Annotated in this window: 23 protein-coding genes; 9 read left to right on the top strand and 14 right to left on the bottom strand. The window is 68.1% G+C overall.

The window, feature by feature from the left end; translation table 11 throughout:
• Nucleotides 1–214 precede the first annotated feature (214 nt).
• Together sucB and MRAB57_RS20485 are read left to right on the top strand one after the other, a co-directional pair.
• Nucleotides 215–2,014 carry a 2-oxoglutarate dehydrogenase, E2 component, dihydrolipoamide succinyltransferase gene (gene sucB, locus MRAB57_RS20490; RefSeq protein ID WP_077090723.1) on the top strand — a complete coding sequence of 600 codons (1,800 nt, stop codon included), beginning with the start codon at nt 215–217 and terminating at the stop codon, nt 2,012–2,014.
• 15 nt (nt 2,015–2,029) lie between these two features.
• Entirely contained in the window at nt 2,030–2,953 is a 924-nt protein-coding gene (locus tag MRAB57_RS20485; RefSeq protein WP_077088972.1) for a TIGR01777 family oxidoreductase, read from the top strand.
• A 4-nt stretch (nt 2,954–2,957) separates the two neighbouring features.
• Here MRAB57_RS20485 and MRAB57_RS20480 read toward each other — a convergent pair whose 3' ends face one another.
• Entirely contained in the window at nt 2,958–4,310 is a 1,353-nt protein-coding gene (locus MRAB57_RS20480) for an HNH endonuclease signature motif containing protein (protein ID WP_077088971.1), read from the bottom strand.
• A gap of 168 nt (nt 4,311–4,478) precedes the next feature.
• Here MRAB57_RS20480 and lipB point away from each other — a divergent pair, with 168 nt between their 5' ends.
• From lipB to MRAB57_RS20465, 3 genes are read left to right on the top strand one after another with little or no spacing between them, the layout of a single operon-like run.
• Complete coding sequence (gene lipB, locus MRAB57_RS20475; RefSeq protein WP_077088970.1) at nt 4,479–5,168, top strand: lipoyl(octanoyl) transferase LipB; 690 nt, start codon at nt 4,479–4,481, stop codon at nt 5,166–5,168.
• Nucleotides 5,165–6,094 (top strand): lipoyl synthase, encoded by a 930-nt coding sequence (gene lipA, locus MRAB57_RS20470; RefSeq protein WP_077088969.1) that lies wholly within the window; start codon nt 5,165–5,167, stop codon nt 6,092–6,094. Before lipB ends, lipA begins: the two co-directional genes overlap by 4 nt.
• Nucleotides 6,095–6,118: 24 nt before the next feature.
• The gene (locus MRAB57_RS20465; RefSeq protein WP_077088968.1) at nt 6,119–6,874 is read left to right on the top strand and encodes a DUF4191 domain-containing protein; all 756 of its coding nucleotides are present in this window, start codon (nt 6,119–6,121) and stop codon (nt 6,872–6,874) included.
• A gap of 65 nt (nt 6,875–6,939) precedes the next feature.
• On the opposite strand, the gene MRAB57_RS20460 is transcribed toward MRAB57_RS20465, so the two are convergent.
• Nucleotides 6,940–7,362, bottom strand: coding sequence for an RDD family protein (locus MRAB57_RS20460; RefSeq protein ID WP_108637970.1), 423 nt, complete (start codon nt 7,360–7,362; stop codon nt 6,940–6,942).
• Nucleotides 7,363–7,579: 217 nt separating this feature from the next.
• On the opposite strand from MRAB57_RS20460, the gene glnA (MRAB57_RS20455) reads away from it, so the two are divergent.
• Nucleotides 7,580–9,016, top strand: a complete 1,437-nt coding sequence (glnA, locus tag MRAB57_RS20455) for a type I glutamate--ammonia ligase (RefSeq protein ID WP_077088966.1) — start codon at nt 7,580–7,582, stop codon at nt 9,014–9,016.
• A gap of 283 nt (nt 9,017–9,299) precedes the next feature.
• On the top strand, nt 9,300–10,496 hold the full coding sequence (locus MRAB57_RS20450) for a sensor domain-containing protein (RefSeq protein WP_077088965.1): 1,197 nt from the start codon (nt 9,300–9,302) through the stop codon (nt 10,494–10,496).
• A gap of 89 nt (nt 10,497–10,585) precedes the next feature.
• On the opposite strand, the gene MRAB57_RS20445 is transcribed toward MRAB57_RS20450, so the two are convergent.
• The 11 genes from MRAB57_RS20445 to MRAB57_RS20395 form a co-directional block, all read right to left on the bottom strand.
• Nucleotides 10,586–12,064 (bottom strand): hypothetical protein, encoded by a 1,479-nt coding sequence (locus MRAB57_RS20445; RefSeq protein ID WP_077088964.1) that lies wholly within the window; start codon nt 12,062–12,064, stop codon nt 10,586–10,588.
• Between the two features lie 13 nt (nt 12,065–12,077).
• A complete protein-coding gene (locus MRAB57_RS20440; RefSeq protein ID WP_077088963.1) occupies nt 12,078–12,596 on the bottom strand; it encodes a hypothetical protein in 519 nt (172 codons plus the stop codon).
• A gap of 92 nt (nt 12,597–12,688) precedes the next feature.
• Nucleotides 12,689–12,919: a hypothetical protein gene (locus tag MRAB57_RS20435; protein WP_077088962.1), complete on the bottom strand. Its 231-nt coding sequence runs from the start codon at nt 12,917–12,919 to the stop codon at nt 12,689–12,691.
• 32 nt (nt 12,920–12,951) lie between these two features.
• The gene (locus tag MRAB57_RS20430; protein ID WP_077088961.1) at nt 12,952–13,812 is read right to left on the bottom strand and encodes a TIGR03619 family F420-dependent LLM class oxidoreductase; all 861 of its coding nucleotides are present in this window, start codon (nt 13,810–13,812) and stop codon (nt 12,952–12,954) included.
• Nucleotides 13,809–14,453: a PaaI family thioesterase gene (locus MRAB57_RS20425; protein ID WP_083743478.1), complete on the bottom strand. Its 645-nt coding sequence runs from the start codon at nt 14,451–14,453 to the stop codon at nt 13,809–13,811. Before MRAB57_RS20425 ends, MRAB57_RS20430 begins: the two co-directional genes overlap by 4 nt.
• The gene (locus MRAB57_RS20420; RefSeq protein ID WP_077088959.1) at nt 14,450–17,434 is read right to left on the bottom strand and encodes a bifunctional [glutamine synthetase] adenylyltransferase/[glutamine synthetase]-adenylyl-L-tyrosine phosphorylase; all 2,985 of its coding nucleotides are present in this window, start codon (nt 17,432–17,434) and stop codon (nt 14,450–14,452) included. The genes MRAB57_RS20425 and MRAB57_RS20420 overlap by 4 nt, the downstream gene beginning before the upstream one ends.
• 51 nt (nt 17,435–17,485) lie before the next feature.
• Nucleotides 17,486–18,826: a type I glutamate--ammonia ligase gene (glnA, locus tag MRAB57_RS20415; protein WP_077088958.1), complete on the bottom strand. Its 1,341-nt coding sequence runs from the start codon at nt 18,824–18,826 to the stop codon at nt 17,486–17,488.
• A gap of 284 nt (nt 18,827–19,110) precedes the next feature.
• Nucleotides 19,111–19,395 (bottom strand): hypothetical protein, encoded by a 285-nt coding sequence (locus MRAB57_RS20410; RefSeq protein ID WP_077088957.1) that lies wholly within the window; start codon nt 19,393–19,395, stop codon nt 19,111–19,113.
• Between the two features lie 49 nt (nt 19,396–19,444).
• Nucleotides 19,445–21,004 carry an alpha/beta hydrolase gene (locus tag MRAB57_RS20405; RefSeq protein WP_108637969.1) on the bottom strand — a complete coding sequence of 520 codons (1,560 nt, stop codon included), beginning with the start codon at nt 21,002–21,004 and terminating at the stop codon, nt 19,445–19,447.
• 100 nt (nt 21,005–21,104) lie between these two features.
• Entirely contained in the window at nt 21,105–22,664 is a 1,560-nt protein-coding gene (locus tag MRAB57_RS20400; protein WP_077088955.1) for an alpha/beta hydrolase, read from the bottom strand.
• Nucleotides 22,665–22,721: 57 nt separating this feature from the next.
• Nucleotides 22,722–24,125: a WS/DGAT/MGAT family O-acyltransferase gene (locus MRAB57_RS20395; RefSeq protein WP_077090722.1), complete on the bottom strand. Its 1,404-nt coding sequence runs from the start codon at nt 24,123–24,125 to the stop codon at nt 22,722–22,724.
• 132 nt (nt 24,126–24,257) lie between these two features.
• Here MRAB57_RS20395 and panB point away from each other — a divergent pair, with 132 nt between their 5' ends.
• Entirely contained in the window at nt 24,258–25,109 is an 852-nt protein-coding gene (gene panB, locus MRAB57_RS20390) for a 3-methyl-2-oxobutanoate hydroxymethyltransferase (protein ID WP_077090721.1), read from the top strand.
• Nucleotides 25,110–25,112: 3 nt separating this feature from the next.
• On the opposite strand, the gene MRAB57_RS20385 is transcribed toward panB, so the two are convergent.
• The gene (locus tag MRAB57_RS20385; RefSeq protein WP_425436768.1) at nt 25,113–25,478 is read right to left on the bottom strand and encodes a heme-binding protein; all 366 of its coding nucleotides are present in this window, start codon (nt 25,476–25,478) and stop codon (nt 25,113–25,115) included.
• Nucleotides 25,479–25,643: 165 nt separating this feature from the next.
• Between MRAB57_RS20385 and MRAB57_RS20380 the strand changes: the two genes are divergently transcribed.
• Complete coding sequence (locus tag MRAB57_RS20380; RefSeq protein WP_077088953.1) at nt 25,644–25,883, top strand: hypothetical protein; 240 nt, start codon at nt 25,644–25,646, stop codon at nt 25,881–25,883.
• Nucleotides 25,884–26,038 lie beyond the last annotated feature (155 nt).

Below are 26,038 nucleotides of genomic sequence, written 5' to 3'. Positions count from 1 at the left end.
TGACTATCTAGTGGCCACACGGTAGCAAGCCCGCTCGGACGAGCCGGTCACCCGAGTGCGATCCGCCCTGAATGTGTGCCCCAGCGACGGCAGTGACAGGATGGATTCGGACATCCGCTCGCGTTCCGCAGTTGAGTTCCCTGCGGGTACACCACGGTGTGGTAAGCAGATGTCGACCTGCGCCGACCGACGAGCGTTCGAGGAGTCAACGGACATGGCCTTCTCCGTCCAGATGCCCGCACTTGGTGAGAGCGTCACCGAGGGGACGGTCACCCGCTGGCTCAAGCAGGAAGGCGACACGGTCGAGCTCGACGAGCCACTCGTCGAGGTGTCAACCGACAAGGTGGACACCGAAATCCCGTCGCCCGCCGCGGGTGTGCTGACGAAGATCATCGCCCAGGAGGACGACACCGTCGAGGTGGGCGGCGACCTGGCGCTGATCGGCGACGCCGGCGAGGACGGCGCGGCGCAGGCGCCCAGCCAGCCCGCAGCCGCGCCGGAGCCGCAGCCCGAGCCCCAGCCCGAGGCGGCCGCGCCCGCGCAGCCCGAGCCCGCTCCGCCGGCCCAACCGGAGCCCGAGCCCGCGCCGGCCGCCCAGCAGAGTTCCGACTCGAGCTCGGGCGGCACCGCGACACCGGTGTTGATGCCCGAGCTCGGCGAGTCGGTGACCGAGGGCACCGTGACGCGCTGGCTGAAGAAGGTCGGCGATTCGGTCCAGGTCGACGAGGCGCTGGTGGAGGTGTCGACCGACAAGGTGGACACCGAGATTCCGTCGCCGGTGGCCGGCGTCCTGCTCAGCATCACCGCCGAAGAGGACGCGACGGTTCCGGTCGGCGGTGAGCTGGCCCGCATCGGCAGCGGCGCGTCCGCCGCGGCCGCTCCCGCGCCCACGCCGCAGCCGGCGCCTAAGGCCGAGGCCGCACCGCCGCCTGCTCCGAAACCCGAGCCCAAGGCCGAGGCCGCACCGCCGCCCGCACCGAAGCCGGCCCCCGCACCCGAGCCAGAGCCAGCGGCGGCCCCTGCGCCGAAACCGCAACCCGCACAGGCGGAGACGGGCGGTGACGGGTCACCGTACGTCACACCGCTGGTCCGAAAGTTGGCCAACGAGAACAACATCGACCTCGGCTCGGTGAAGGGCACCGGTGTCGGCGGCCGCATCCGCAAGCAGGACGTGCTGGCCGCCGCGGAGGCGAAGAAGCAACCCGCCCCGGCGGCACCGGCCCCGGCCGCACAGGCCCCGGCGGCGCCCGCGGCGGTGTCGGCCCCCACCCCGGCTCCCGCGCTGGCGCACCTGCGGGGCACCACGCAGAAGGCCAGCCGGATCCGACAGATCACCGCGAAGAAGACCCGCGAATCGCTGCAGGCCACGGCGCAGCTCACCCAGACACACGAGGTCGACATGACCAAGATCGTGGGACTGCGGGCGCGGGCCAAGGCCTCGTTCGCCGAGCGCGAGGGGGTGAATCTGACCTACCTGCCGTTCATCGCCAAGGCCGTGATCGACGCCCTGAAGATTCACCCCAACATCAACGCCAGCTACAACGAGGACACCAAGGAGATCACCTACTACGACGCCGAACACCTCGGTTTCGCCGTCGACACCGATCAGGGCCTGCTCTCCCCCGTGATCCACAACGCGGGCGACCTGTCGCTGGCCGGGCTTTCCCGGGCGATCGCCGACATCGCCGAGCGCGCCCGGTCCGGCAACCTGAAGCCCGACGAGCTGTCCGGCGGCACGTTCACGATCACCAACATCGGCAGCCAGGGCGCGTTGTTCGACACGCCGATCCTCGTTCCGCCGCAGGCCGCCATGCTGGGCACCGGCGCGATCGTCAAGCGTCCCCGGGTGGTCGTCGACGACACCGGCAACGAATCGATTGGGGTGCGGTCGATTTGCTACCTGCCACTGACCTACGACCATCGGTTGATCGACGGCGCCGATGCCGGACGTTTCCTCACCACGATCCGGCATCGTCTCGAAGAGGCAGCGTTCGAGGCCGACCTAGGGCTTTAAGAAGGATTCGCGAACGTGGCTCGAGCTGGTCATAGGGCCGTCATCGCGATAGCGGGTTCGTCCGGCCTGATCGGCTCCGCATTGACCGCGGCCCTGCGCGCTACCGATCACCGGGTGCTGCGCATCGTGCGCCGAACACCGGCGAATTCCGAAGAGCTGCACTGGAATCCGGCCAACGGCGAATTCGACGCCGAGGCGCTCGCCGGGGTCGACGCGGTCGTCAACCTGTGCGGCGTCAACGTCGGTCAGCGGCGCTGGTCGGGCGCGTTCAAGCAGAGCCTGCGCGACAGCCGCATCGAACCCACCGAGGTCCTGGCTACCGCGGTGGCCGATGCCGGCGTCGCGACCCTGATCAATGCCAGCGCGGTGGGCTACTACGGCAACACCAGGGACCGCGTCGTCGACGAAAACCAGCGCGCCGGAAGCGGTTTCCTGGCCCAGCTGTGCGAGGACTGGGAGGCCGCGACGCTGCCGGCGCAGTACGGCGGTGCCCGCGTGGTGCTCGCCCGCACCGGTTTGGTGCTGGCACCGGCCGGCGGCGCGCTGCGCAGGATGCGGCCGCTGTTCGCCGTCGGACTCGGCGCGCGACTGGGCAGCGGCCGGCAGTACATGTCGTGGATCAGCCTCGAAGACGAGGTGCGCGCGCTGCTGTTCGCGATCTCGCATTCGTCGCTGTCCGGGCCGGTCAACCTGACCGGGCCTGCGCCCGTCACCAACGCCGAGTTCACGACGGCGTTCGGCAGCGCGGTCAACCGCCCGACCCCGCTGATGCTGCCCGGCTTCGCGGCACGGACCGCCCTCGGTGAGTTCGCCGACGAGGGCCTGCTGACCGGCCAGCGCGCCATCCCCGCCGCGCTGGAGCGGGCCGGTTTCGAGTTCCACCACAACACCATTGGTGAGGCACTGGGTTACGCCACGGCGCGCCGCGACCACGATTAGTTCGCTAGGCGACGTCGGGCTCGCCGTCCGATCTCCGTAGCAGTTTCTCCGGATGGTGGAAGTCGTTGGTGCGGGGTTGGCCGCGATCGAGGTGCGGCGGCGGTATCCATTCGGTGTCGCCGTTGCTGCGTTTTCGGGTGCTCCAGCCGCGGGGTCGCAGCAGTCGGTGGTGCGGTCCGCAGGCCAGCGTGAGGTTGTCGATGCCGGTCGCGCCGCAGTGGGCGTAGTCGGTGACGTGATGAACCTCGCAGTAGTAGCCGGGCACGGTGCATCCTGGTGCGCTGCAGCCGCGGTCCTTGGCGTACAACACAATCCGCTGACCCGGCGAGGCCAGCCGTTTGGAGTGATACAGCGCGACCGGCTTGCCGTTGTCGAAGACGGCCAGGTACTGGTGGGCGTGGCGGGCCAAGCGGATCACGTCGCAGATCGGCAACCGCGTGCCCCCACCGGTGACGCCCTGACCCGCAGCGGCCTCGAGTTCGGCCAGCGTGGTCGACACGATGATCGAGGCCGGTAAACCGTTGTGCTGACCCAGCTCCCCGGACGCCAGCACCGCGCGCAGCGCGGCGTTCAACCCGTCGTGGTTGCGCTGAGCTGCCGACCGGGCGTCGTGTTCGATGGCGTCTTCGGTGGGAGCGCCGTCTACGCAGGGCGTGTCGTCGTTGGGATTGCACATGCCCGGTGCGGCCAGCTTGGCCAGCACCGCCTCCAGCGACGCGCGGGCCTCGGGGGTCAGCCAGCCGCGCAGCGCCGACATGCCGTCGACTTCTTGCTTGCCCAGCGTCAGACCGCGCCGGCGCGCGCGATCCTCGTCGGTGAATGAGCCGTCGGGATTGAGGCAATCCATGAGATGGTCGGCCAGCCCGGCGAGGTCTTCGGGCCGGTGCTGCGTGCCGAGCTGAGCGAGGTGGGCTTCGGCGGCCTCGCGGGTGTCGGCGTCAATGAAGCCGGGTAGCTGGTGCCAGAAGCGGCGAATCACGGCCACCTGCCCGCTGCCCAACCCGCCAGTCCGCTGGGCGGCCGCGGTCGCGGCCAGCACGGGTGGCAGCGGCTCACCGGTCAGCCCGCACCGATCGCCGAGATCGGCCGCCTCCCGCACCCGTCGTCCGGCCTCGGCGCGGCTGATCAACGTCGCCTCGGCGATCGCATGGGATACCGTGCCGCCCAGTTCTTGCGGCGTGGCCTCGCGGGCCAGCTTGCTGATCAACCGGTGCTCGAGCCAGGGCACCAGACGGCGCACCTTTTCGCAGTCTTGCAGCATCGCGAGGCACTGCTCGGTGTTCAGCGCGTCGATATCCGCGTCCGCCGCTTCTACAAGCGCGGCGGCCGACGTATCGAGGGCGGCGCCGAGAGTCATACCGTCAAACTAAATGCACCCACCGACAGAAACTCGCCCGTTGTGACTGCAGAAATATAAGTGGCGCAAGGGATTTAACGAGTGTGCACGCACGGCGATTGTCGCTCAGAGGCGGGCAACGGACACACTGCCCATCCCGCAGGATTCGACCCGAGTAACCTCGCGACCATGAGCTCTATCAGGTCGCAGGCGACCGCGATCGACGTCCGCCAACTGGGCGTGGTCGACTACCGCACCGCGTGGCAGCTGCAGCGCGACCTGGCCGACGCGAGGGTCGCCGGCGGCAGCGACACCGTCTTGCTGCTCGAGCACCCGGCGGTCTACACCGCGGGCCGGCGCACCGAACCGCAGGAGCGGCCTGCCGATGGCACGCCCGTCGTCGACACCGACCGCGGCGGAAAGATCACCTGGCACGGTCCGGGGCAGCTGGTCGGCTACCCCATCATCGGGCTGGCCGAACCGCTCGATGTGGTGAATTATGTTCGGCGCCTTGAGGAATCACTGATCAAGGTGTGCGGGGATCTGGGGCTGCAAACCGCCCGGATCGACGGCCGGTCCGGCGTATGGGTGCCCGGGCGGCCAGCACGCAAGATCGCCGCGATCGGCGTCCGGGTGTCCCGAGCGACCACGCTGCACGGGTTCGCCCTCAACTGCGACTGCGATCTGGGCGCGTACAACGCCATCGTGCCGTGCGGCATCAGCGACGCCGGCGTGACGTCGCTGTCCGCCGAACTGGGACGCCGGATCACCGTCGACGAGGTGCGCGCGGCGGTCGCCACGGCGGTGTGTGACGCACTCGACGGCCGACTCGCCCTTAGCTGGCAGCCCGCCGCGGCCCGCGTAGCATCGACACCGTGACCGTTGCTCCCGAAGGCCGCAAGTTGCTGCGGCTGGAAGCGCGCAACGCGCAGACCCCGATCGAGCGCAAGCCGCCGTGGATCAAGACGCGGGCGCGGATGGGACCGGAGTACACCGAGCTCAAGAGCCTGGTGAAGCGCGAGGGCCTACACACCGTCTGCGAAGAGGCCGGCTGCCCCAACATCTTCGAATGCTGGGAGGACCGGGAAGCCACCTTCCTGATCGGCGGCGACCAGTGCACCCGCCGCTGCGACTTCTGCCAGATCGATACCGGCAAGCCCGCCCCGCTGGACCGCGACGAGCCGCGGCGGGTCGCCGAGAGCGTGCAGACGATGGGCCTGCGCTACGCCACGGTCACCGGGGTCGCCCGCGACGACCTGCCCGACGGCGGCGCGTGGCTGTACGCCGAGACCGTGCGCGCCATCAAGGAGCTCAACCCGTCAACCGGTGTGGAGCTGCTGGTCCCCGACTTCAACGGCGAGCCGACGCGCCTCAGGGAAGTCTTCGAGTCCCGGCCAGAAGTGTTGGCGCACAACGTCGAAACCGTGCCACGCATCTTCAAGCGGATCCGGCCCGCGTTCACCTACCAGCGCAGCCTGGACGTGATCACCGCGGCGCGGGACTTCGGTCTGGTCACCAAGAGCAACCTCATCCTCGGGATGGGCGAAACCCCCGACGAGGTGCGCACCGCGCTGGCAGACCTGCACGACGCCGGCTGCGACATCGTCACCATCACCCAGTACCTTCGCCCGTCGGCGCGCCACCACCCGGTGGAGCGGTGGGTGCGGCCCGAGGAGTTCGTCGAGTTCGCCGCCCACGCCGAGGGGCTGGGCTTCGCCGGTGTGCTGGCCGGACCGCTGGTGCGCTCGTCGTATCGGGCGGGCCGCCTGTACGAGCAGGCCGCCCGCACTCGGTCATGTAGCTGACCGGCCCGACCGTATCCTTTGACTATGGCTAAACCCCGCACTGCCGCAGAGAACAAGGCCGCCAGGGCCGCGGCGCAGGCCGAGCGCAAGGCCGCGTCGAAGGAACGTCGCACCCAGCTGTGGCAGGCGTTCAATCTCCAGCGCAAGCAGGACAAGCGGCTGCTGCCCTACATGATCGGCGCCTTCGTCCTGATCGTGGCGGCGGCGGTGGTGGCGAGCCTGCTGCTCGGCGGCTTGTTCACGATGGTCACCCTGATTCCGCTCGGCGTGGTGCTGGGCGCCTTGGTGGCGTTCATCATCTTCGGCCGGCGCGCCCAGAAATCGGTCTACCGCCAAGCCGAGGGACAGACCGGCGCCGCCGCCTGGGTGCTGGACAACCTGCGCGGCAAGTGGCGCGTCAGCCCGGGCGTCGCCGCGACGGGCCACTTCGACGCGGTGCACCGGGTGATCGGGCGCCCCGGCGTGATCTTCGTCGGCGAGGGGTCGTCGACCCGGGTCAAACCGCTGTTGGCGCAGGAGAAGAAGCGCACCGCGCGGCTGGTCGGTGACGTGCCGATCTACGACGTCGTCGTCGGCAACGGCGAGGGTGAGGTTCCGCTGAGCAAGCTGGAACGCCACCTCACCCGCCTGCCGGCAAACATCACCGTCAAGCAGATGGACACGCTGGAGTCGCGGCTCGCCGCGCTCGGATCGCGGGCCGGAGCCGGCGTGATGCCGAAGGGGCCGCTACCCAACGCCGGCAAGATGCGCGGCGTGCAGCGCACCGTCCGCCGCAAGTAGCCATCGGACTCAGCGGCGACCGCAAGCGCGGCGAAGCCGGGCGCAGCGGGTCGCCGCCATCGGACTCAGCGCCGTACCACCGCCGTGCCGGTCGCTCTGTCGTGAATGCCGCGGCCGTCCCAGTCGGTGAACAACGCCGGCACCACCAGCGCGAGCAACAACCCGCGGGCCGCCAACCGCCCTAGGCCGACCGTCCCGCCGCCGGCCACCGAGACCACGCCGAGCCCCAGCGCTAGTTGGCCGGGCGTGAAGCCGAACAGCCGCACGGACAGCACGCCGAGCAGAAACCAGATCACCAAGATCGCCGTCGACAACATGTCGATCTTGAACGCACCCACGCCCAGGGCCAGCAACGCGAGTCCGTAGGAGATCAGCCAGTCGATCAGCAACGCCCCCACCCGGCGCCCCATCGGGGCCAGCGATCCGGCCCCGCCCTCGGGCAAACCGAGCGCCTCGCCGGGATACGCGGGCCGTGATTCCGCCATCAACGGGCCTCCGGCGGGAAAACCCAGGGCGGGCCACTGCGCTTTGGGGGGTGACCAGATACGATCTTGCGGTCCATGGCCCAACAATAGAACCCGCCGGGTGCTCCGCTTTCATTTACGCGACGCACGGTCACGTAACCTCCGCGCAACACGGGGTTGACGGGCGGGCAACATCATCTCCATAGCGTCGGCCGCGGAATAACAAGCAAAGGAGCATTCTGTGACGGATAAGACGCCCGATGACGTCTTCAAACTCGCCAAGGACGAGAACGTCGAATTCGTCGACGTCCGGTTCTGTGACTTGCCTGGCACCATGCAGCACTTCACCGTTCCGCTCTCCTTCTTCGACGAGAGTGTTTTCGAGGACGGCCTGGCCTTCGACGGATCGTCGATTCGCGGGTTCCAGTCGATCCACGAGTCCGACATGCTGCTGCTGCCGGACTCGAACACCGCGCAGATCGACTTGTTCCGTGCGGCAAAGACGTTGAACCTGAACTTCTTCGTGCACGACCCGTTCACGCTCGAGCCCTACTCGCGCGACCCGCGCAACATCGCGCGCAAGGCGGAGAACTACCTGATCAGCACCGGCGTTGCCGACACCGCCTACTTCGGTGCCGAGGCCGAGTTCTACATCTTCGACTCGGTGAGCTTCGACTCGCGGACCAACGGCTCCTTCTACGAGGTCGACGCGATCTCGGGTTGGTGGAACACCGGCGAGCCGACCGAGAGCGACGGCAGCCCCAACCGCGGCTACAAGGTCCGCCCCAAGGGTGGCTATTTCCCGGTGGCTCCCACCGACCACTACGTCGACCTGCGCGACGAAATGCTGCAGAACCTGATCACGGCCGGCTTCAGTCTGGAGAAGGGCCACCACGAGGTGGGCACCGGCGGGCAGGCCGAGATCAACTACAAGTTCAACACGCTGCTGCACGCTGCCGACGACATGATGCTGTACAAGTACATCGTCAAGAACACGGCGTGGGCCAACGGCAAGACCGTCACCTTCATGCCCAAGCCGCTGTTCGGCGACAACGGCTCGGGTATGCACACCCACCAGTCGTTGTGGAAAGACGGCAACCCGTTGATGTACGACGAGACGGGCTACGCCGGTCTGTCGGACACCGCGCGGCACTACATCGGCGGCCTGCTGCACCACGCGCCGTCGCTGCTGGCGTTCACCAACCCGACGGTGAACTCCTACAAGCGTCTGGTCCCGGGCTACGAGGCGCCGATCAACCTGGTGTACAGCCAGCGCAACCGCTCGGCGTGTGTGCGTATCCCGATCACCGGCAGCAACCCGAAGGCCAAGCGCCTCGAATTCCGTTGCCCCGACTCGTCGGGTAACCCGTACCTGGCGTTCTCGGCGATGCTGATGGCCGGCCTGGACGGCATCAAGAACAAGATCGAGCCGCAGTCGCCGGTCGACAAGGACCTCTACGAGCTGCCGCCGGAGGAGGCTGCGAACATCCCGCAGGCCCCCACGCAGCTGTCCGCGGTGATCGACCGTCTAGAGGCAGACCACGAATACCTCACCGAGGGAGGCGTTTTCACGCCCGACTTGATCGAGACGTGGATCAGCTGGAAGCGCGAGTTCGAGATCCTGCCGGTTCAGGTGCGCCCGCACCCGTACGAGTTCGCCCTGTACTACGACGTCTAAACACGTCGCGACGCGTTGAGCAAATAGCCCCGGGGTTCGCCCCCCGGGGCTATTTCTTTCGCCGCCACGTTCTTTTGCTGCCGCGGTCGTTCCAAAACACCGCCTGTATCGAATCCCATTGGAACAGCTTCTATCCCACCGACAGCGCTCGAGTGCTGGAGTTTGTGGGCTTTCGCTGGCACAAAACGTCAGCTACGCTCCATTGCACTCCCAGCTTTGACTGGCCGATGCGTCGGGTCGCGCGGAAGGCTTTGAAGGGCCTAACGCTTGGAAAGGTGAACGCATGCGCCAGTTGAGGACCGCTGCCGTCATCGCCGTGATCGCGATGTCGATCGGGGCGTGCGGTGGCAACGAGCAGAAAACCCCGGCATCGTCGACCACATCGAAGGCCACGACCCCGACGGCGGCGCCGGCGCCCGGACCCATGATTGGGCAAGCCGCGCTGGCTAATCTGCTGCTCAGTCTGGCCGAGGTCGACACCACCTTAGGACTCACCGGAACGACGAGCGTGAACAAGATCGACAAGCTGCAGGACGACGCCGAGTTCAAACAGCTGTTTCCCGCGGGATGGAAATTCCCCGACGAATGCATCTATGCGACCAACCCCGCAATGGCATCCGTTTATGCGGGCAGCGGTAACACCGCCGTGAGTGGGGAGCACGATTCTGCGTCGGGATCGAGTGATCCGAAGCCTGAGGTCAGGCAGGCGGTGGTGTTGTTCCCCTCCGCCACCGAGGCGAATGCCTTCTTCGCGACCTCCGCCCAGCGGTGGCCGGCCTGCGCCAACCGCCAGGTCACCCCTCCCGGCACGGACAACCTCATCGCGAACTTCGCAGTGGGACCGGTCGCCAACGCGAACGGGATTTTGACCACCACGGTGAACGTAAAACTCGGCAACCCCGACCCTGGCGGAGCGCCGCTCAACGTGTCGTGCCAGCGCGCGCTCACCGTCCGCGGCAACGTCGCGATCGACGTCAACGGTTGCCGCACCAACCCGGGGGATCTGGCGGTCAACATCGCCAATCAGATTGCCGGCAAAATCGACAACCAGGGCAAGGTCGACGCGGCGAATATCAACACCCTGGCCGCCTCGCTGGCGAAGGGCTACAACCTCACCAATTGCCATCCGGCCGCCCCGGACAAATTGACCTTCCTCTCCCTCGCTGAGATCGATTGCGGTCAAAACCCCGACCCCGGCGGGCCGGCTTCCGCCGTCTATCGCCTCTTGGGACACGGCGACGCGCTGAATGCCGAATTCAAAGCCTTCATCAAAGACATCGCCCAAATCCCTTGCGTGGACGGTGGTTCGACGCCGATGACATGGCGGCAAGGCGAAACGAGCGGACAGGAGGCGTGCGGAACCCAGAACGACGTCGCGACGATCACCTGGACCATCGACGGCAAAAACGTCCTGGGCTCACTGCGCTCGGCTAACCCCGATGCCACCGCGCTCCGCCAATGGTGGCTGGCCAACGCCTAGCCGGCACACCGGCACTGGCGGCAGCGGCGGGGCCTCGTCGAACGTTGTCGCAACTACGCCTAGCGAGACATGCTGACGCTGAGGGCATCTCAGAAGCCGGAGTCTCCCCCGCCGCCCGAGTCGAAGCCGCCACCGGAATCGAACCCGCCGCCGCCGAAGTCGAAGCTGCCCCCGCCGGAATCTGACCCGCCACCGAAACCCCAACTGCCACTGCCGGAGTCGTAGCCACCGCTTTCGCCGCCGGCGAAGCTCACGTCGCCGCCGCCGGAGGACGAATTGTCGTTGCCGTCGAATCCGTAATCGCCTTGCTGGCTGTCGTAGCTGGCGTTTTGGCCACCGTCGTAGCTGCCGGCGCCGCCGGCCCAGGCCGAGTCTTGGCCCGCCTCGAAGCCACGCTCGTAGCTGCCACCCCAGTGATCGTCCAGCAGCGCATCCATCATCAGGACGTCGGCGACGGCCCAGCCCCACCCCGGCCCCCAGAACGCGTACGGGTAATAGCCGGGGTAGAAGAACATGCCGTTGTAGTAGCCGCCCCCGTAGTAGTGCTGGTACCCGGGCTGCGCCGAGGTGGCGTAGTTGTTGTTGTTGATTGTGACGTTCTGACCGGTCTCGGGATCGGTCGCGCGCACGGTCGCCTGCTTGCGGTCCTGCTCCGGAACAGCGGCCACCGCACTCGTGGTGGCCACGTTGAGCTTCTGGTAGCCGCGGGCCACCGTCGACTGCGCGACCCGCAGGTGTGCGCGCGCGGCGCTGTAGTCACGGGCCTGATACGCCTTGCGGGCGTCGTGCAGGCTGGAGTTGGCCTTCAGCGCCTCGGCGCTGACATCGACTTCGCTACCGGTGACCACCGCGTTATCGAGATCGCTGACCCCGGACTCGACGTCGATCAGCTCCTGCTTCACCTGGTCTCGGGCCTCGGCGTCCCTGCGGCGCTTGCGGTTTCGGCTGACGGCGAACACGATCAGGCCGGCCACCGCCACCAGGACGCCGAGGATGATCAGCATCGTCCACACCGCCGAGCCGCCCTTGTGCTGCTGGCTCGCGCCGGGCGACGAGGTGACGTGTTGTCCTGGCGACACGTTCAGGCCGGCCAGCTTCCGGACGAATTCACTGGTCGCCCCGTAGGGATCGTTGCGGTGGTTCTTGGCCGACTGACTCATCAACGAGTCGACGTTCTCGGCGACCGCCTTCGGCACGTTGAAGGCGCGCACGTGATAGCCCTTGGAGTCGATCACCAGGATGACCCCGGAGAAGTCGGAAATGCGGCCCAGGATGACGTCGTGCATGGAATCCGGGGTGGTGATGCCGGTCTGGCTGGGTGCCACCGCGGCAACCCAGACCGGCGGCACGTCGCTCCACGTCCAACGGCTGCTGAGGATCTGCTGGTTCAGCTGGTCGGCATTCTGCAGCGGCGGCCGCGCCGCCGGGTCGGCCACTACCACCGTCTGGTTGTCGAACTTCGCCACCAGCTCCGCGGTGTAGCTGTCGGCCGCCGCGGTCGGCGCGCACACCAATGCCACCGCCAACATGATCGGCAGCAGGACAAGACCCCGAATTCGTACTGTCACATCGCTCCTGTAGCTATCGCTGGTGCCCGCATGAATGGTCCGCCGGCTTGGCCGGCCACGCGCACGCATCGATGTCGACCGTGTCGCCCCAGCCCCCTCCGTTGAAGAACCCGAAGGCGTTGCCGTTGCTGGCCGTGTACGTGGCGCCGCCGCCCGACCCGCCGTTGCTCGAACTGTCGAGGATCAGCGACCAGCTCTTGCCAAGCAGCGCGGTCTTGTAGGCGGCCATCACCTCCACCGGCGCGCCGTTGACCATGAAGTGCAGATGAATCCCGTTTTCCTGGATGGAATCCGGGCCATCGGTGTGCGCGGTGTTCGGCGGCACCGGTATCAGCGCCTGCAGGTCGGTGTTGACGCTTGCGCTGGTGGTCGTGGTCGCTTGCGACACCGATGCCGTCACCGTCTTGGACGCCTTGGACGCCGGAGTGCTGGCCGACGTCGCGGTGTGCGAGTTGGACGAGTTGCCGCAGCCCGCCGCGACCAGACCGACCGCTGCCGCAACGGCCGCCACCACGTAAGCCCTGCGCGCCATATCGCCCACCTGTCCTCGCAGCAAACCGGTCCCCTGCACGCTACCAACTGGCGGTGGCGCCAGGTTGCGCCGAAAGCGAATCGGCTTTGGCCCTAACCGACCGTGTTTTGCCGGGTGGCCAGGATCCCCCGGGACGCCTTGGCGGGCTGTCCATCGGCCAACTCGACGACTTCGAGCCAGACGCCCGGCGCGATGTAGTGACAGTCGATGTCCCCGCGCTGCATCCGGATGATCAGCACGCCCGCGTCGGTCACCTCGAAGCTGTCGAACACCCCGTAGTCGCGTGGGCTGCCGCTGCTGAACACCACCGTGAATGCTGCCATGCGAAGAGTATGGCGGGCGCCGACCGGCAGCACTACCCGTCGAGCGCCATGTCCTTGCGGAACCGCTGCATGCCGTCGATCTTGTCGTCCAGGTTCGCGTCCGGCCCGGAGTAGAACATCCACGGCATGGTGATGATGCCCGTGATGCCGGCGTCTTCCACGCGCTGGTAATCGGCGGGAGTGAAGGCGTCGGTGAGCGGTGTCAGGATGGTGAAATCGTCGAACGACAAACCGTTTTCGCGACGCAGTTCCCGCAACTTGCCGACCGCCTCGATGGCGTGTTCGGTCTTGATCAGGTCGCCGATCCAGCCGTCGTTGCGCGCGGCGCGGCGCAGCGCCGCGTCGCTGAGCCCGCCCGCGTAGACGGGGATCGGCGGCGGTGTGGGCTGCATCTCGAGGCGGGGCGCCTGATAGAACTCACCGTCGAACTCCGTCCAGCCCGGCTGCCACAACGTCCGCATCAGGTCGATCATCTCGTCGGTCCGCTTGCCGCGCGCGCTGAATTGCTCACCCATCAACGCGAACTCTTCGCGGCACCAGCCCACGCCGATACCCAGCTCGATCCGGCCCTCCGACAAAACGGCCGCGGTGCCAATGGCTTTCGCCGCCGAATACGGGTTGCGCATCGCGGGGATGTAGACCGTGGTGACGAAGCGCAGCCGGGTGGTGACCTGTGCCAGCGCGCCGGCGAGAACCCACGGGTCGGGCCAGTCGGTGAACGGCTGCCAGCGTCGTTCCCCGTCCTTGGTGTACGGGTACGGCGTTTCCAGGGTCTCCAGATTGACGACGTGGTCGGGAATGCCGATCCCGTCATAGCCGAGCTCGTCGGCGGCCTTCGCGATCTCGATGATCTCGCGGGTGTTCAGGAAGGCACTGCTGATGTAGAACTTCACTGACTTTCCCTTGCCCACGCCGGTTCGATGAAGACGCCCTCGGCCTCCACGGTGACACCCGCCGCATCCGAAATCGTGCCGCGGGCAAACACTTTCACGCCTTCGGCGCTCTCGATCCATGCGTCGCAACGAAGCGGGCCCAGCGGCGTGCCGCGCAGATACTTCACGGTGATGGTCCCGGTGAAGCGTGCCTTGGACAAACCCTCGCTGGCGGCCTCGCCCAACATGTGGTCGAGCACCAGGGCGCTGACACCGCCGTGCACCAGGCCGGGTGGGCCCTCGTAGGCCGACCCCAGGACGAAGTCGCTGGTGCAGCGCCCGCCGCCGTCGTGTTGCACGACGATCGGTGCGGCGATGGGATTGCACACGCCGATAGCGGCGTTGCCCAGCGGCAGCGGGCGGCCGTCGACCCGGTAGCTCACCTTGGCCGGCCGGGTCCGCTGCCGAAGCGACGCGGTGACGGCCTCGATCGTGGTCCGCGCCTGGTGCACGACGTCGTCGTCGACCTCGGTGCGGATGGTGGCGTCGATGAGTTCGCGGACGGCGTCGGCCAACGGGGCGTACAGGGCCGTGACTCGTTCGGCTTCCGCCGCGCTGAGCACCTCGAACATGGCGTCGAACGCGCTGGACTCCCGGCTCAACTGCCGAACACCTTGCGCACGACGGCTTTTGCGCGCCGCGTCACTCTCAAATAGTTGTCCAAGAACTCACTTCCATCGTCGTTGGGCCAGCCCGCCGCGACAGCGACCGCGTTGAGCTGACGTCCGGGACCGGGTAGCTGGTCGGTGGGCTTGCCACGAACGAGCACGAGCGCGTTGCGGGCCCGGGTGGCAGTCAACCAGGCCTGCCGCAGCAAATCCACATCCTCCGCACCGACAAGCTCGCTGGCGGCGATCACGTCCAGCGAGTCCAGCGTCGAGGTGTTGTGCAACGCCGGGATCTCGTGGGCGTGCTGCAGCTGCACCAGCTGCACGGTCCATTCGACGTCGGCCAGCCCGCCGCGACCCAACTTGGTGTGGGTGTTGGGGTCGGCGCCGCGCGGCAACCGTTCGGACTCGACGCGGGCTTTGATCCGGCGAATCTCGTGCACGGCCTCGGCCGACACCCCGTCCTTCGGATACCGGGTCTTGTCGGCCATCAGCAGGAACCGCTGCCCCAGCTCCTGGTCGCCGGCGACCGCGTGTGCGCGCAGCAGGGCCTGAATCTCCCACGGCTGCGCCCACTGCTCGTAGTAGGCGGCATAGGAGCCCAGCGTGCGCACCAGCGGGCCGCTGCGCCCCTCAGGTCGCAGGTTCGCGTCGACTTCCAGCGGCGGGTCGACGCTTGGCGTGCCCAGCAGCGCCCGAACCTGCTCGGCGACCGTCGTCGACCACTTCACCGCCTGCGCCTCATCTGCCCCGTTAGCCGCCTCGCAGACGAACATCACGTCGGCGTCCGAGCCGTAGCCCAGCTCAGCGCCGCCCAGCCGGCCCATACCGATAACCGCAAGGGCCGCAGGCGCTTTGCCACTCTCGGGAAGGTTGGTCCCGATGATCGCGTCCAGCGACGACTGCAGCACCGCCACCCACACCGACGTCAGCGCGCGGCACACGTCCCTCACCTCGAGCAGGCCGAGTAGGTCCGCCGAGCCGATGCGCGCCAGCTCCCGACGGCGCAGCGAGCGGGCCGCCGCGATCGCCCGTACCGGATCGGGGTGGCGGGCCGCGGAAGTGATCAGCCCCCGTGCCACCGCGGCCGGGTCGCTCTCGAGCAGCTTCGGGCCGCCCGGTCCGTCGCCGTAGCTCTCGATGACGCGCGGCGCGCGCATCAACAGGTCGGGCACATACGCCGACGTCCCCAGCACATGCATTAGCCGCTTGGCCACCGCCGGCTTGTCGCGCAGCGTGGCAAGAAACCAGCTTTCGGACGAGAGCGCCTCGGACAGGCGACGGTAGGCCAGCAGGCCGGCGTCCGGGTCGGGCGCATACGACATCCAGTTCAACAGCCGGGGCAGCAGCACGGACTGCACCCGGCCGCGCCGGCCGCTGAGGTTGACCAACACCGACATGTGTTTCAGCGCGGTCTGCGGCCCCTCGTAACCCAGCGCGGCCAGCTGCCGCTCGGCGGCTTCCGACGTCATGCCGTGGGCGATCTCCAGGCCGGTCGGGCCGATCGACTCCAGCAGCGGCTGGTAGAAGAGCTTCGCGTGTAGCTGCGACACCCGCAGGTTCTGGTGCTTGATCTCCTCGCGCAAGACGCCCGCGGCGTCGTGGCGGCCGTCCGGCCGGATGTGGGCGGCGCGGGCCAGCCAGCGCACCGCCTCTTCGTCGTCGGCCTCGGGCAGCAGATGGGTGCGCTTGAGGCGCTGCAACTGCAGCCGGTGTTCCAGCAGCCGCAGGAACTCGTACGAGGCGGTCAGGTTCGCCGCGTCCTCGCGGCCGATGTAGCCGCCCTCGCTCAGCGCGGCCAACGCGTCGACGGTCGACGCCACGTGTAGCGCTTCGTCGCTGCGCCCGTGCACCAGCTGCAGCAGCTGCACGGCGAATTCGACATCGCGCAATCCGCCGCTGCCGAGCTTGATTTCGCGCTCGCGGACCTCCGACGGCACCAGCTGCTCCACCCTGCGCCGCATGGCCTGCACCTCGACCACGAAATCCTCACGCTCGCAGGCGACCCACACCATGGGCATCAACGCGTCGAGGTAGCGCGTCGCGAGTTCGGCGTCGCCGACCGCGAACCGGGCCTTCAGCAACGCCTGAAACTCCCAGGTTTTCGCCCAGCGCTGGTAGTACGCGATGTGCGATTCGACGGTGCGCACCAGCTCGCCGCTGCGCCCCTCGGGCCGCAGCCCGGCGTCGACGGCGAAGCACGCCGCCGAGGCCACCCGCATCACCTCGCTGGCGACGCGGGCCGAGGCGGCGTCGGCCCGCTCGGCGACGAAGATGACGTCGACGTCGCTGACGTAATTCAGTTCGCGGGCACCGCATTTGCCCATCGCGATGATCGCCAGCCGCGGCGGCGTCTTGTCGCCGCACACCGTTGCCTCGGCCACCCGCTGCGACGCCGCCAGCACCGCGTCGGCGGTGTCCGACAGCTGCGCGCCCACCACGGTGAACGGCACCACCGGCTCGTCCTCGACGGTCGCGGCCAGGTCGAGGCCGGCCAGCACCAGCAGGTGGTCGCGGTAGAAGTTGCACAACCGCGAAATCGCCGTCGCCGGCTCGCTCAGCGTCTCCTCGACGCAGCCGGTGAACGCGTCGAACAGCTCGTCGCGGGTGGGCAGTTTGACCTTGCCCCGCAACAACTTCCAGGACTGCGGCTGGGCGACCAGGTGATCGCCCAGGGCCAGCGACGAACCCAGCACGGCGAACAGCCGCCCCCGCAGCGGCCGTTCCTTGAGCAGCGCCGCGTTGAGCTCGGCCCACTCGGTGTCCGGGCTTTCCGACAGCCGAACCAGGGCGAGCAGGGCGGCGTCGGGATCGGGTGCGCGCGACAGCGCCCACAGCAGGTCGACGTGTTCCTGATCGTCCTGGCCCGCCCAGCCCAGCTGCGCGAGGCGCTCCCCCGCGGCCGGGTCGACCAAGCCGAGCCGGCCGACGCTGGGCAGCCGGGGTCGCTCGGTCGTGGGTTTGGTCACGCCCAAAACGGTAGCGCAACGTGGCGATCTCTCAGACCGGTCTGTGCGGCCTGTGAGTTAGAGCGACAGGTAGGTGCTCAGCTCGAACGGCGTGACGTGGCTGCGGTAGTTCGCCCATTCGGTGCGCTTGTTACGCAGGAAGAAGTCAAACACGTGCTCCCCCAACGCTTCCGCGACGAGTTCGGAAGCCTCCATAGAACGCAGGGCGGCGTCCAGGCTGGTCGGCAGCTCGCGGTAGCCCATCGTGCGGCGCTCGTCGGGCGTCAGATCCCACACGTTGTCCTCGGCCTGCGGCCCTAGCACGTAGCCCTTCTCGACGCCGCGCAGCCCGGCGGCCAGCAGCACGGCGAACGTCAGGTAGGGGTTGCAGGCCGAGTCGGGGCTGCGCACCTCGACGCGCCGCGACGACGTCTTGTGCGGGGTGTACATCGGCACGCGCACCAGCGCGGAGCGGTTGGCCGCCCCCCAGGACGCCGCGGTGGGCGCCTCGCCGCCGTGCACCAGCCGCTTGTAGGAGTTGACCCATTGATTGGTCACCGCGCTGATCTCCGAGGCGTGCTCGAGGATCCCGGCGATGAACGACTTGCCCACGTCCGACAGCTGCAGCGGATCGTCGGGGCTGTGGAAGGCGTTGACGTCGCCCTCGAACAGGCTCATGTGGGTGTGCATGGCCGAGCCGGGGTGCTGCCCGAATGGCTTGGGCATGAACGACGCCCGCGCGCCGTTCTCGATCGCGACTTCCTTGATGACGTAGCGGAACGTCATCACGTTGTCGGCCATCGACAGCGCGTCGGCGAACCGCAGGTCGATCTCCTGCTGGCCTGGCGCGCCCTCGTGATGGCTGAACTCGACCGAGATGCCCATGAACTCCAGCGCCTCGATGGCGTGCCGACGGAAGTTCGACGCGGAGTCGTGCACCGCCTGGTCGAAGTAGCCGGCGTTGTCGACCGGGACGGGCGGCGTCCCGTCGTCCGGGCCCGGCTTGAGCAGAAAGAACTCGATCTCGGGATGCACGTAGCAGGAGAAGCCGAGGTCGTTGGCCTTCTGCAGCTGGCGCCGCAGGACGTGGCGCGGGTCGGCCCACGACGGCGAGCCGTCGGGCATCGTGATGTCGCAGAACATCCGCGCCGAGTGGTGGTGGCCGGCGGGCGTCGCCCACGGCAGCACCTGGAAGGTCGACGGGTCGGGATTGGCGACGGTGTCGGATTCCGACACCCGCGAGAAGCCCTCGATCGACGAACCGTCGAAACCGATGCCCTCCTCGAACGCGCCCTCGAGTTCGGCCGGGGCTATCGCGACCGACTTGAGGAACCCAAGGACGTCGGTGAACCAGAGCCGCACGAAGCGGATGTCCCGCTCCTCGAGTGTGCGGAGGACGAATTCCTTCTGTCGATCCATACCCCGAACACTAGGCAATCGCTGTTAATTCTGTGTTACGGAAACAATTAGTGCTGTGCAGAAAAGGTTTCACGAGCTGGGCATTTGCGTGCTGCGCCCCACGTCGACCGACAGCTGACAAATACTTTTTGCGGCGTGTGTCGCGACAGCCTAAACCGTTGCACAGCACGAGGGTTGCGTTGCCGATCCACCCTCACGATTCGCCGATCCGTTTGATCCCCCACCGCTCCCCGCTCTTCCCGGAGCTGAGTTGTGGCGCGGGTTTTGGTGCTGCCCGGTAGTCGTTACGCGGATGGCCGTGCGCGCCGTTCAGTTGTTGCGAGGGCGACGACGACGTTGAGCGCGGTGAGGAGCACGGTGACTCGTGGCGCCCAGCGTACGAACGCATTGGTGTTGTGGGTCTCGAGGGCGGCCAGAACGAGGAATATCGCCACAACGACTAACTGGAGCAGGTTGCTCCACATGGCTTTTCGGGCGTAGGTCCGTGGTTGAGATTGCAGTAGCCGCCGAACCGTCACCACGGCTGCCACCACGATGAAGATTGCGCCGGCTACCAGTGTGAGCAGCATGATTTCCTCCCGCGCCTAGCTTAAGACCCGCGGCTGGCGAGACCGCCCACTACGACCGGCACTGCAGGGCCGGCGGTGGCGCCGTCCCCGCGATCAAGTAGCGCGTCACCGTAGCGTCCACGCACTGGTTGCCGTTGAACACCGCGGTGTGCTGGGTGCCGTCGTAGGTGATCAGCGGGGCTCCCAGCTGGCGCGCCAGGCTCACCCCGGCCTGGTACGGCGTCGCCGGGTCATGCGTCGTCGAAACCACGACGACCTTCCCGGGCGGGGCCTGCGGCGCGGTGTGCGGCTGCGAGGTCGCCGGGACGGGCCACAGCGCGCACAGGTCGCGCGGCGCGTTCCCGGTGAACTGCCCGTAGCTCAGGAACGGCGCGGCCTGCCGGATCTGCTTGTCGGCGGCCACCCAGCTCGGGGCGTCCGTCGGCGACGGCGAGTCGACGCAGCGGATCGCGTTGAACGCGTCCTGGTCGTTGCTGTAGTGCCCGTTCTTGTCGCGGTCGTCGTAGTCGTCGGCGAGCAACAGCAAGTCGCCCGCATCGCTCTGGCGCTGCAGCCCGAGCAGGCCACTGGTCAGGTACTTCCAGTGCTGCGGGGTGTACAGCGCGTTGATGGTGCCGGTGGTGGCGTCGGCGTAGCTCAGTCCGCGGGGGTCCGACGTCGGGCCCGGCTTGGCGACCAGCGGGTCGACCAGCGCGTGGTAGCGGGCGACGAACTGCGCCGGGTCGGTGCCCAGCGGGCAGGCCGGCGAGCGGGCGCAGTCCATGGCGTAGTCGTTGAACGCGGTCTGGAAACCGGCCATCTGCTCGACGTTCTCCTGGACCGGGTCGACGGTCGGGTCGATGGCGCCGTCAAGCACCATCGTCCGGACGTGGTCGCTGAACCCCGCCAGGTAGGCGGTGCCGATCTCGGTTCCGTAGCTGTAGCCCAGGTAGCTGATCTGGTCCTCGCCGAGCGCCTGGCGCACCCGGTCCATGTCGCGCGCGACCGAGGCGGTGCCGACGTTGGCCAGGAACGGGTTGCCCATCCGGTTCACGCATTGCTGGGCCAGCTGCCGGTAGAGCTGCTCGATGTGGGCCACCCCGGCCGGGCTGTAGTCGACCATCGGTTCCTTGCGGAACGCATCGAATTCCGCGTCGGTGCGGCACCGCAGCGTCGGCGTCGAATGCCCCACGCCGCGCGGATCAAAGCCCACCAGGTCGAAGTTGCGGGTGATGTCGCTGCCCTTGAGGTCGGCGGCCATGGCGGCCACCATGTTGACCGCGGAGCCGCCGGGGCCGCCCGGATTGAGCAACAGCGACCCGATGCGCTGGCCGGTGGCCGGGACGCGAATCATCGCCAGTTTGGCTTGCGCCGCACCGGGATTGTTGTAGTCGACCGGAACCGACACCGTGGTGCACTGGGCGGTGGGGACGTCGCTGCTGTCGTTGAGGAATTGGCTGCAGCTGCCCCACTTCACCGGCACCGCGGCAGCCGGAACCGGCGCCGGGTTCGGGCCCTGCCCGGCACCGGGTTCTGGGGTTGCAAGGGCCTGGACGGGTTGTCCCGCGAGCATCAGACCTAACGACAGCAGCGCCAAACTCAACGGTTTGAGACGCGGCATGCAGGACATCGTCGCAGCCGCGAATACCCGTGACAGCGCGAAAAGGTCACGCCTTGGTCTCGGGCTCGCGTGGCTGCCCGGGCCGGCTATTGCGCGGGGTTACAAGCCGCTAGCACTTCGCGCCGCTGGGCGGGGTGGTCCCCCCGACCAGGTACGCCGTGATGTAGTCGTCGACGCAGCTGTCGCCCTGGAAGACGACCGTGTGCTGGGTGCCGTCGAAGGTGAGCAGCGAGCTGTGCAGCTCGTTGGCCAGGTCCACGCCGGCCTTGTACGGGGTCGCCGGGTCGTGCGTGGTCGAGACCACGACGGTCGGAGTCAGGCCCGGCGCCGAGATGGTGTGCGGCTTGCTGGTCGGCGGCACCGGCCAGAACGCGCAGGTGCCCAGCGGCGCATCGCCGGTGAACTTCCCGTAGCTCATGAACGGGGCGACCTCGCGGGACTGGCGGTCTTCGTCAATCACCTTGGCGCGGTCCGTAACTGGCGGCTGGTCGACGCAGTTGATCGCGACCCGCGCGTCGGTGGCGTTGGTGTAGTGGCCGTGCGGATCGCGGCGCATGTACATGTCGGCCAGCGCCAGCAAGGTGTCGCCGTGGTGGTCGACAAGTTCGGACAGCCCGTCGGTCAGGTGGTGCCACAGCGTCGGCGAGTACAGCGCCATGATGGTGCCCACGATCGCGTCGCTGTAGCTGAGCCCGCGCGGATCGTTGGTGTGCGCGGGGCGCCCGATCATCTGGTTGTTCGGGTCGACCAGCGGGTCGACCAGGCTGTGGTAGACGTCGACGGCCTTGGTCGGATCGGTGCCCAGCGGGCAGTTGGACGACTTGGCGCAGTCGGCGGCGTAGTCGTTGAAGGCGCCCTGGAATCCCTTGGCCTGCCGCAGGTCCGCCTCGATGGGGTCGGCGTTGGGGTCGACGGCGCCGTCGAGGATCATCGCCCGCACCTTCTGCGGATAGGCCTCGGCGTAGGCGGACCCGATCCGGGTGCCATACGAGTAGCCGAGGTAGGTCAGCTTGTCGTCGCCGAGCGCCGCGCGAATGGCGTCCAAATCCCTGGCCACGTTGACGGTTCCGATGTTGGCGAGGAAGTCCTTGCCCATCTTGTCGACGCAGCGGCCGACGAATTGTTTGGTCTCGTCCTCGATGTGCGCCACACCGGCCGGGCTGTAATCGACGTTCGGCTCGGTGCGCAGCCGGTCGTTGTCGGCGTCGGAGTTGCACCAGACCGCCGGGCGCGACGACCCCACGCCGCGCGGGTCGAACCCGACCAGGTCGAAGCGCTCGCGGACCTTCTTGGGCAGGGTCTGCACGACACCCAGCGCGGCGTCGATGCCGGATTCGCCGGGGCCGCCGGGGTTGATCACCAACGAGCCGATCTTGTCGCCGGTGGCCGGGAAGCGAATCATCCCCAGCACCGCCACGTCACCGCCGGGGTGGTCGTAGTCGACGGGGACCGCGAGCTTGCCGCACATCGCGCCGCCGGGCAGCTTCACCTTGCCGCCGCCCACGACCCGGCACGGCGTCCACTCCACGGGCTGCCCCAGCTTGGGTTCGGACATCAGCGCACGTCCGGTGACGATGCGGACACATCCCCCGAGGAGCAACGCCACGGCACCGATCGCCGTCCAGACCAGCAACATGCGCGCGATCGAGTCGCGGCGAGACAAACCCATGACATCACATGCTGCCAGAGACAACCTGAGATTTTTGTGAGCGGTCTCGCCGGCCCGTTACCGGGCGGCTGCCAGGAGTTCTTCCATTCCCACGCCGAACTCGTCGGCCAACTCCCACAAGTCGGGCAGCAATTCGGGGCAGGAGATGAGGCCGATGTTCAAATTGCCGTGCAGCGACATCGCCGTGATGTTGAGCCCCGAGCCGTGAAAGATCGGCCCCAACGGATACATCGCCTTGACCTGAGATCCCAGCATGTAGAGCGGGACCTGCGGACCGGCCACATTGGACACCACCAGGTTGTGCACCGGCATGCTCTCGGTGAGCCGCGAGTTCGCGTACACCCGCATCGCGACGCCGAACACCGTCGGCGCCGCGAACTGCGTCCAGTCCTGCAGCAACGAGGCGCCGATAGACGAACTATGTTGTTTGGCAACCGAATTCGCATCGGCAATCGCCCGCAGGCGTTGCACCGGATCGCCGATGTCGGTGTGCAGGCTGGCGAACATGCCCGAGACCTTGTTGCGCCCAGGGCGGTCGGACCTGCCGTGCACCGACACCGGCACCATGGCCACCAGCGGCGCCTCGGGCAGCTCGTTGCGCTCGGCCAGATATGCCCGCAGCGCCCCGGAAACCAGCGCCATCACCACGTCGTTGACCTTGACCCCGAAGTGGTTCTTCACCCGCTTGACGTCATCGATGTTGAGCTCGGCATAGGCAATGTTGCGGCGCCCGTTGATCTTCGCGTTGAACGCGGTCCGCGGCGCGGCGAACGGACGCGCCATCGCCTGGCCGTCCCGGACCCGGCGCAGCGTCGCAACCACCGACGACACCGTGTCCGGCACCACGTTGGCCAGCTGCAGCGGCCGCGTCGCGAACCGCACCAGCCCACCCGCGGCGATCCGCCAGCCGCTGGCGCCCCCGACGCCTTCGACCGGCTCCGGCGGCGCGGCGTCGGGCTCGGTGGCGCACAACTGGCCCATCAGGCTGGCACCCGTCACGCCGTCCACCCCGGCGTGGTGCACCTTCGTCATCACCGCCACGCGGGCCCCGAGACCGTCCGAGCGGCGGCAGTCGGTGCCCGCCACGCCCTCGATGACCCACATCTCCCACAGCGGCCGGCCGCGGTCCAGCGGCAGGGACGCGATGTGGCCGCAGATTTCCGACAGCTCCGCGCGCCCACCCGGCGGCGGCAGCCCGATGCGATGCAGATGGCGGTCGAGCTCGAAGGCGTCGTCGTCCACCCAGACCGGGTGATCGAGGTTCAGCCGGCTGTTCGCCAGCTTCTCGCGGAACTCCGGCATCGCCCTGATGCGCAGCGATAGGCCGTCGCGCAGCCGGTCGAAGGTGTAGCCGCCGGGCATCGTCGACGTGTCCAACTCGAGGATCGAGCACACATGCAGCGGCTGCGACGAGGTCTCGAGATACAGGAAGCTGGCGTCGAGCCCGGTTAGCCGCTGCACCCAAATCATGGTATGTGTCACACCGCCCAGGCGGTGCATCCGCACAGCGAAGATGGCAGAATGACTGGGGTCAGACGAACCCGGGGACCTTCAAGGCCACGAGGATCGAACCGACCACAACCAGGGACAATGATGTCTGAGCAAAACCTTTATGGTGCAAACTCGCCGTCCGAGGGTGCCGACGCGCCCCGAACCAAAATCCGCACCCACCACCTGCAGAAGATGAAGGCCGAAGGCCGCAAGTGGGCGATGCTCACGGCCTACGACTTCTCCACGGCCCGCGTGTTCGACGACGCCGGCATCCCGGTGTTGCTGGTCGGTGACTCGGCCGCCAACGTCGTGTACGGCTACGACACCACGGTGCCCGTCTCCATCGACGAGCTGATCCCGCTGGTCCGCGGCGTCGTCCGCGGAGCGCCGCACGCGCTCGTCGTCGCCGACCTGCCCTTCGGCAGCTACGAGGCCGGGCCCGCCGCGGCGCTGGCCGCCGCTACCCGGTTCATGAAGGAAGGCGGCGCGCACGCCGTCAAGCTCGAGGGCGGCGAGCGGGTCGCCGAGCAGATCGCCTGCCTGACCGCCGCCGGAATCCCGGTGATGGCGCACATCGGCTTCACCCCGCAGAGCGTCAACAGCCTGGGTGGCTTCCGGGTGCAGGGCCGCGGGGACGCGGCCGAGCAGACCGTGCACGACGCGATCGCCGTCGCCGAGGCCGGTGCCTTCTCCGTCGTCATGGAAATGGTGCCGGCGGAACTGGCCACGCAGATCACCGGAAAGCTGACGATCCCGACGGTCGGCATCGGCGCCGGGCCCAATTGCGACGCCCAGGTCTTGGTGTGGCAGGACATGGCCGGCATGAGCACCGGCAAGGCCGCCCGATTCGTCAAGCGGTTCGCCCACATCGGCGATGAATTACGCAGGGCCGCAACGCAATACGCGGAAGAAGTGGCCAGCGGAGCCTTCCCGGCCGACGAACACTGCTTCTAGCGGTTAGTCTCCCATTCCGCACCGATTGCGAAAATCGGTGAGCGGCTGGCGGATGCCTTCCATGTCGGCGTGCGTCTGTGGGTGGGCGTCCATGTACTGCTTGATCTGATCGGCGATGTCGCTGCGCGGCTGGCCCTTGAGGCCGGTGAAGTAGTCGTTGACGTCGGGGTGGGCGAACAGATACCCCGACGTCGCCGCGGCCACGCCGGCCGAGACCTGGGCCAGGTCGGCCGCCGTGCAGTTCGGCGGCGGAGGCGGCGGATCCGCGGCGGCCGGACCCGCGGCCGCGAAGGCCATTGCCCCGCAGATCGCGCCGACAGCTACTCCCCCGGCAATCGCGCGCGGCGTGGTGAATAGGCAGAACACCATCGATAGCTCCTCTGGTCAGGTATCCGGAATTTACCCGCACCGCAAACCAAAGCGAAGCAAAACCGCACCGGTAAACGGCCCGCGAGTCGATATACTCCAATCCTCTGTCCGCCCGCCGCAACGGCTGCGTCAGCCGGCTCGCCGGCGGCAGGAAGGAGCTCGGAGATGACCAAGCGCCGTTGGGTCGCGGCACTGTTCGCGGTGCTGGCGATTGCCCCGGTTCCCGGAATGGTTCTCGCCATGCAATCCGCCGGGCAGGCGGACGCGAGCGTCTGCGTCGGCGCCGGCCGCCGCATCTCGGTGAGCGGCTGCGCGAACATCGGTGATGCCATCCAGCGCTACGTGCCGCCGCCCGCGGACTACGCGCCGATGCCCGAAGACCCACCGCCGCCCCCGCCGCCGTAGCCTGGCCGCGTCACCGGACCGCCCGGCGCGTGCGGACACGCCGCTGCGGGCGCGCGGCGCTAGGGCGTTAACCGCGATGTGGCACCCTGTGTACGCCTAACCCCGACCGTCGACGCCCCTCGCACGACCGCGACGACGAGCCCCCAACGGAGCCG

This window comes from Mycobacterium rhizamassiliense (assembly GCF_900157375.1).
Taxonomy (GTDB): domain Bacteria; phylum Actinomycetota; class Actinomycetes; order Mycobacteriales; family Mycobacteriaceae; genus Mycobacterium; species Mycobacterium rhizamassiliense.
This window is presented reverse-complemented; position numbering and strand designations above follow the sequence as displayed.

Bases quoted from the DNA above. Each gene is read 5' to 3' on its own strand.
- glnA (WP_077088958.1), bottom strand. From the start codon at position 18,826: ATGGATCGACAGAAGGAATTCGTCCTCCGCACACTCGAGGAGCGGGAC.
- MRAB57_RS20440 (WP_077088963.1), bottom strand. From the start codon at position 12,596: ATGGCGCGCAGGGCTTACGTGGTGGCGGCCGTTGCGGCAGCGGTCGGT.
- MRAB57_RS20405 (WP_108637969.1), bottom strand. From the start codon at position 21,004: ATGTCCTGCATGCCGCGTCTCAAACCGTTGAGTTTGGCGCTGCTGTCG.
- MRAB57_RS20435 (WP_077088962.1), bottom strand. From the start codon at position 12,919: ATGGCAGCATTCACGGTGGTGTTCAGCAGCGGCAGCCCACGCGACTAC.
- MRAB57_RS20380 (WP_077088953.1), top strand. From the start codon at position 25,644: ATGACCAAGCGCCGTTGGGTCGCGGCACTGTTCGCGGTGCTGGCGATT.
- lipB (WP_077088970.1), top strand. From the start codon at position 4,479: ATGAGCTCTATCAGGTCGCAGGCGACCGCGATCGACGTCCGCCAACTG.
- MRAB57_RS20450 (WP_077088965.1), top strand. From the start codon at position 9,300: ATGCGCCAGTTGAGGACCGCTGCCGTCATCGCCGTGATCGCGATGTCG.
- MRAB57_RS20385 (WP_425436768.1), bottom strand. From the start codon at position 25,478: ATGGTGTTCTGCCTATTCACCACGCCGCGCGCGATTGCCGGGGGAGTA.
- MRAB57_RS20465 (WP_077088968.1), top strand. From the start codon at position 6,119: ATGGCTAAACCCCGCACTGCCGCAGAGAACAAGGCCGCCAGGGCCGCG.
- MRAB57_RS20410 (WP_077088957.1), bottom strand. From the start codon at position 19,395: ATGCTGCTCACACTGGTAGCCGGCGCAATCTTCATCGTGGTGGCAGCC.
- panB (WP_077090721.1), top strand. From the start codon at position 24,258: ATGTCTGAGCAAAACCTTTATGGTGCAAACTCGCCGTCCGAGGGTGCC.
- sucB (WP_077090723.1), top strand. From the start codon at position 215: ATGGCCTTCTCCGTCCAGATGCCCGCACTTGGTGAGAGCGTCACCGAG.
- MRAB57_RS20480 (WP_077088971.1), bottom strand. From the start codon at position 4,310: ATGACTCTCGGCGCCGCCCTCGATACGTCGGCCGCCGCGCTTGTAGAA.
- MRAB57_RS20400 (WP_077088955.1), bottom strand. From the start codon at position 22,664: ATGGGTTTGTCTCGCCGCGACTCGATCGCGCGCATGTTGCTGGTCTGG.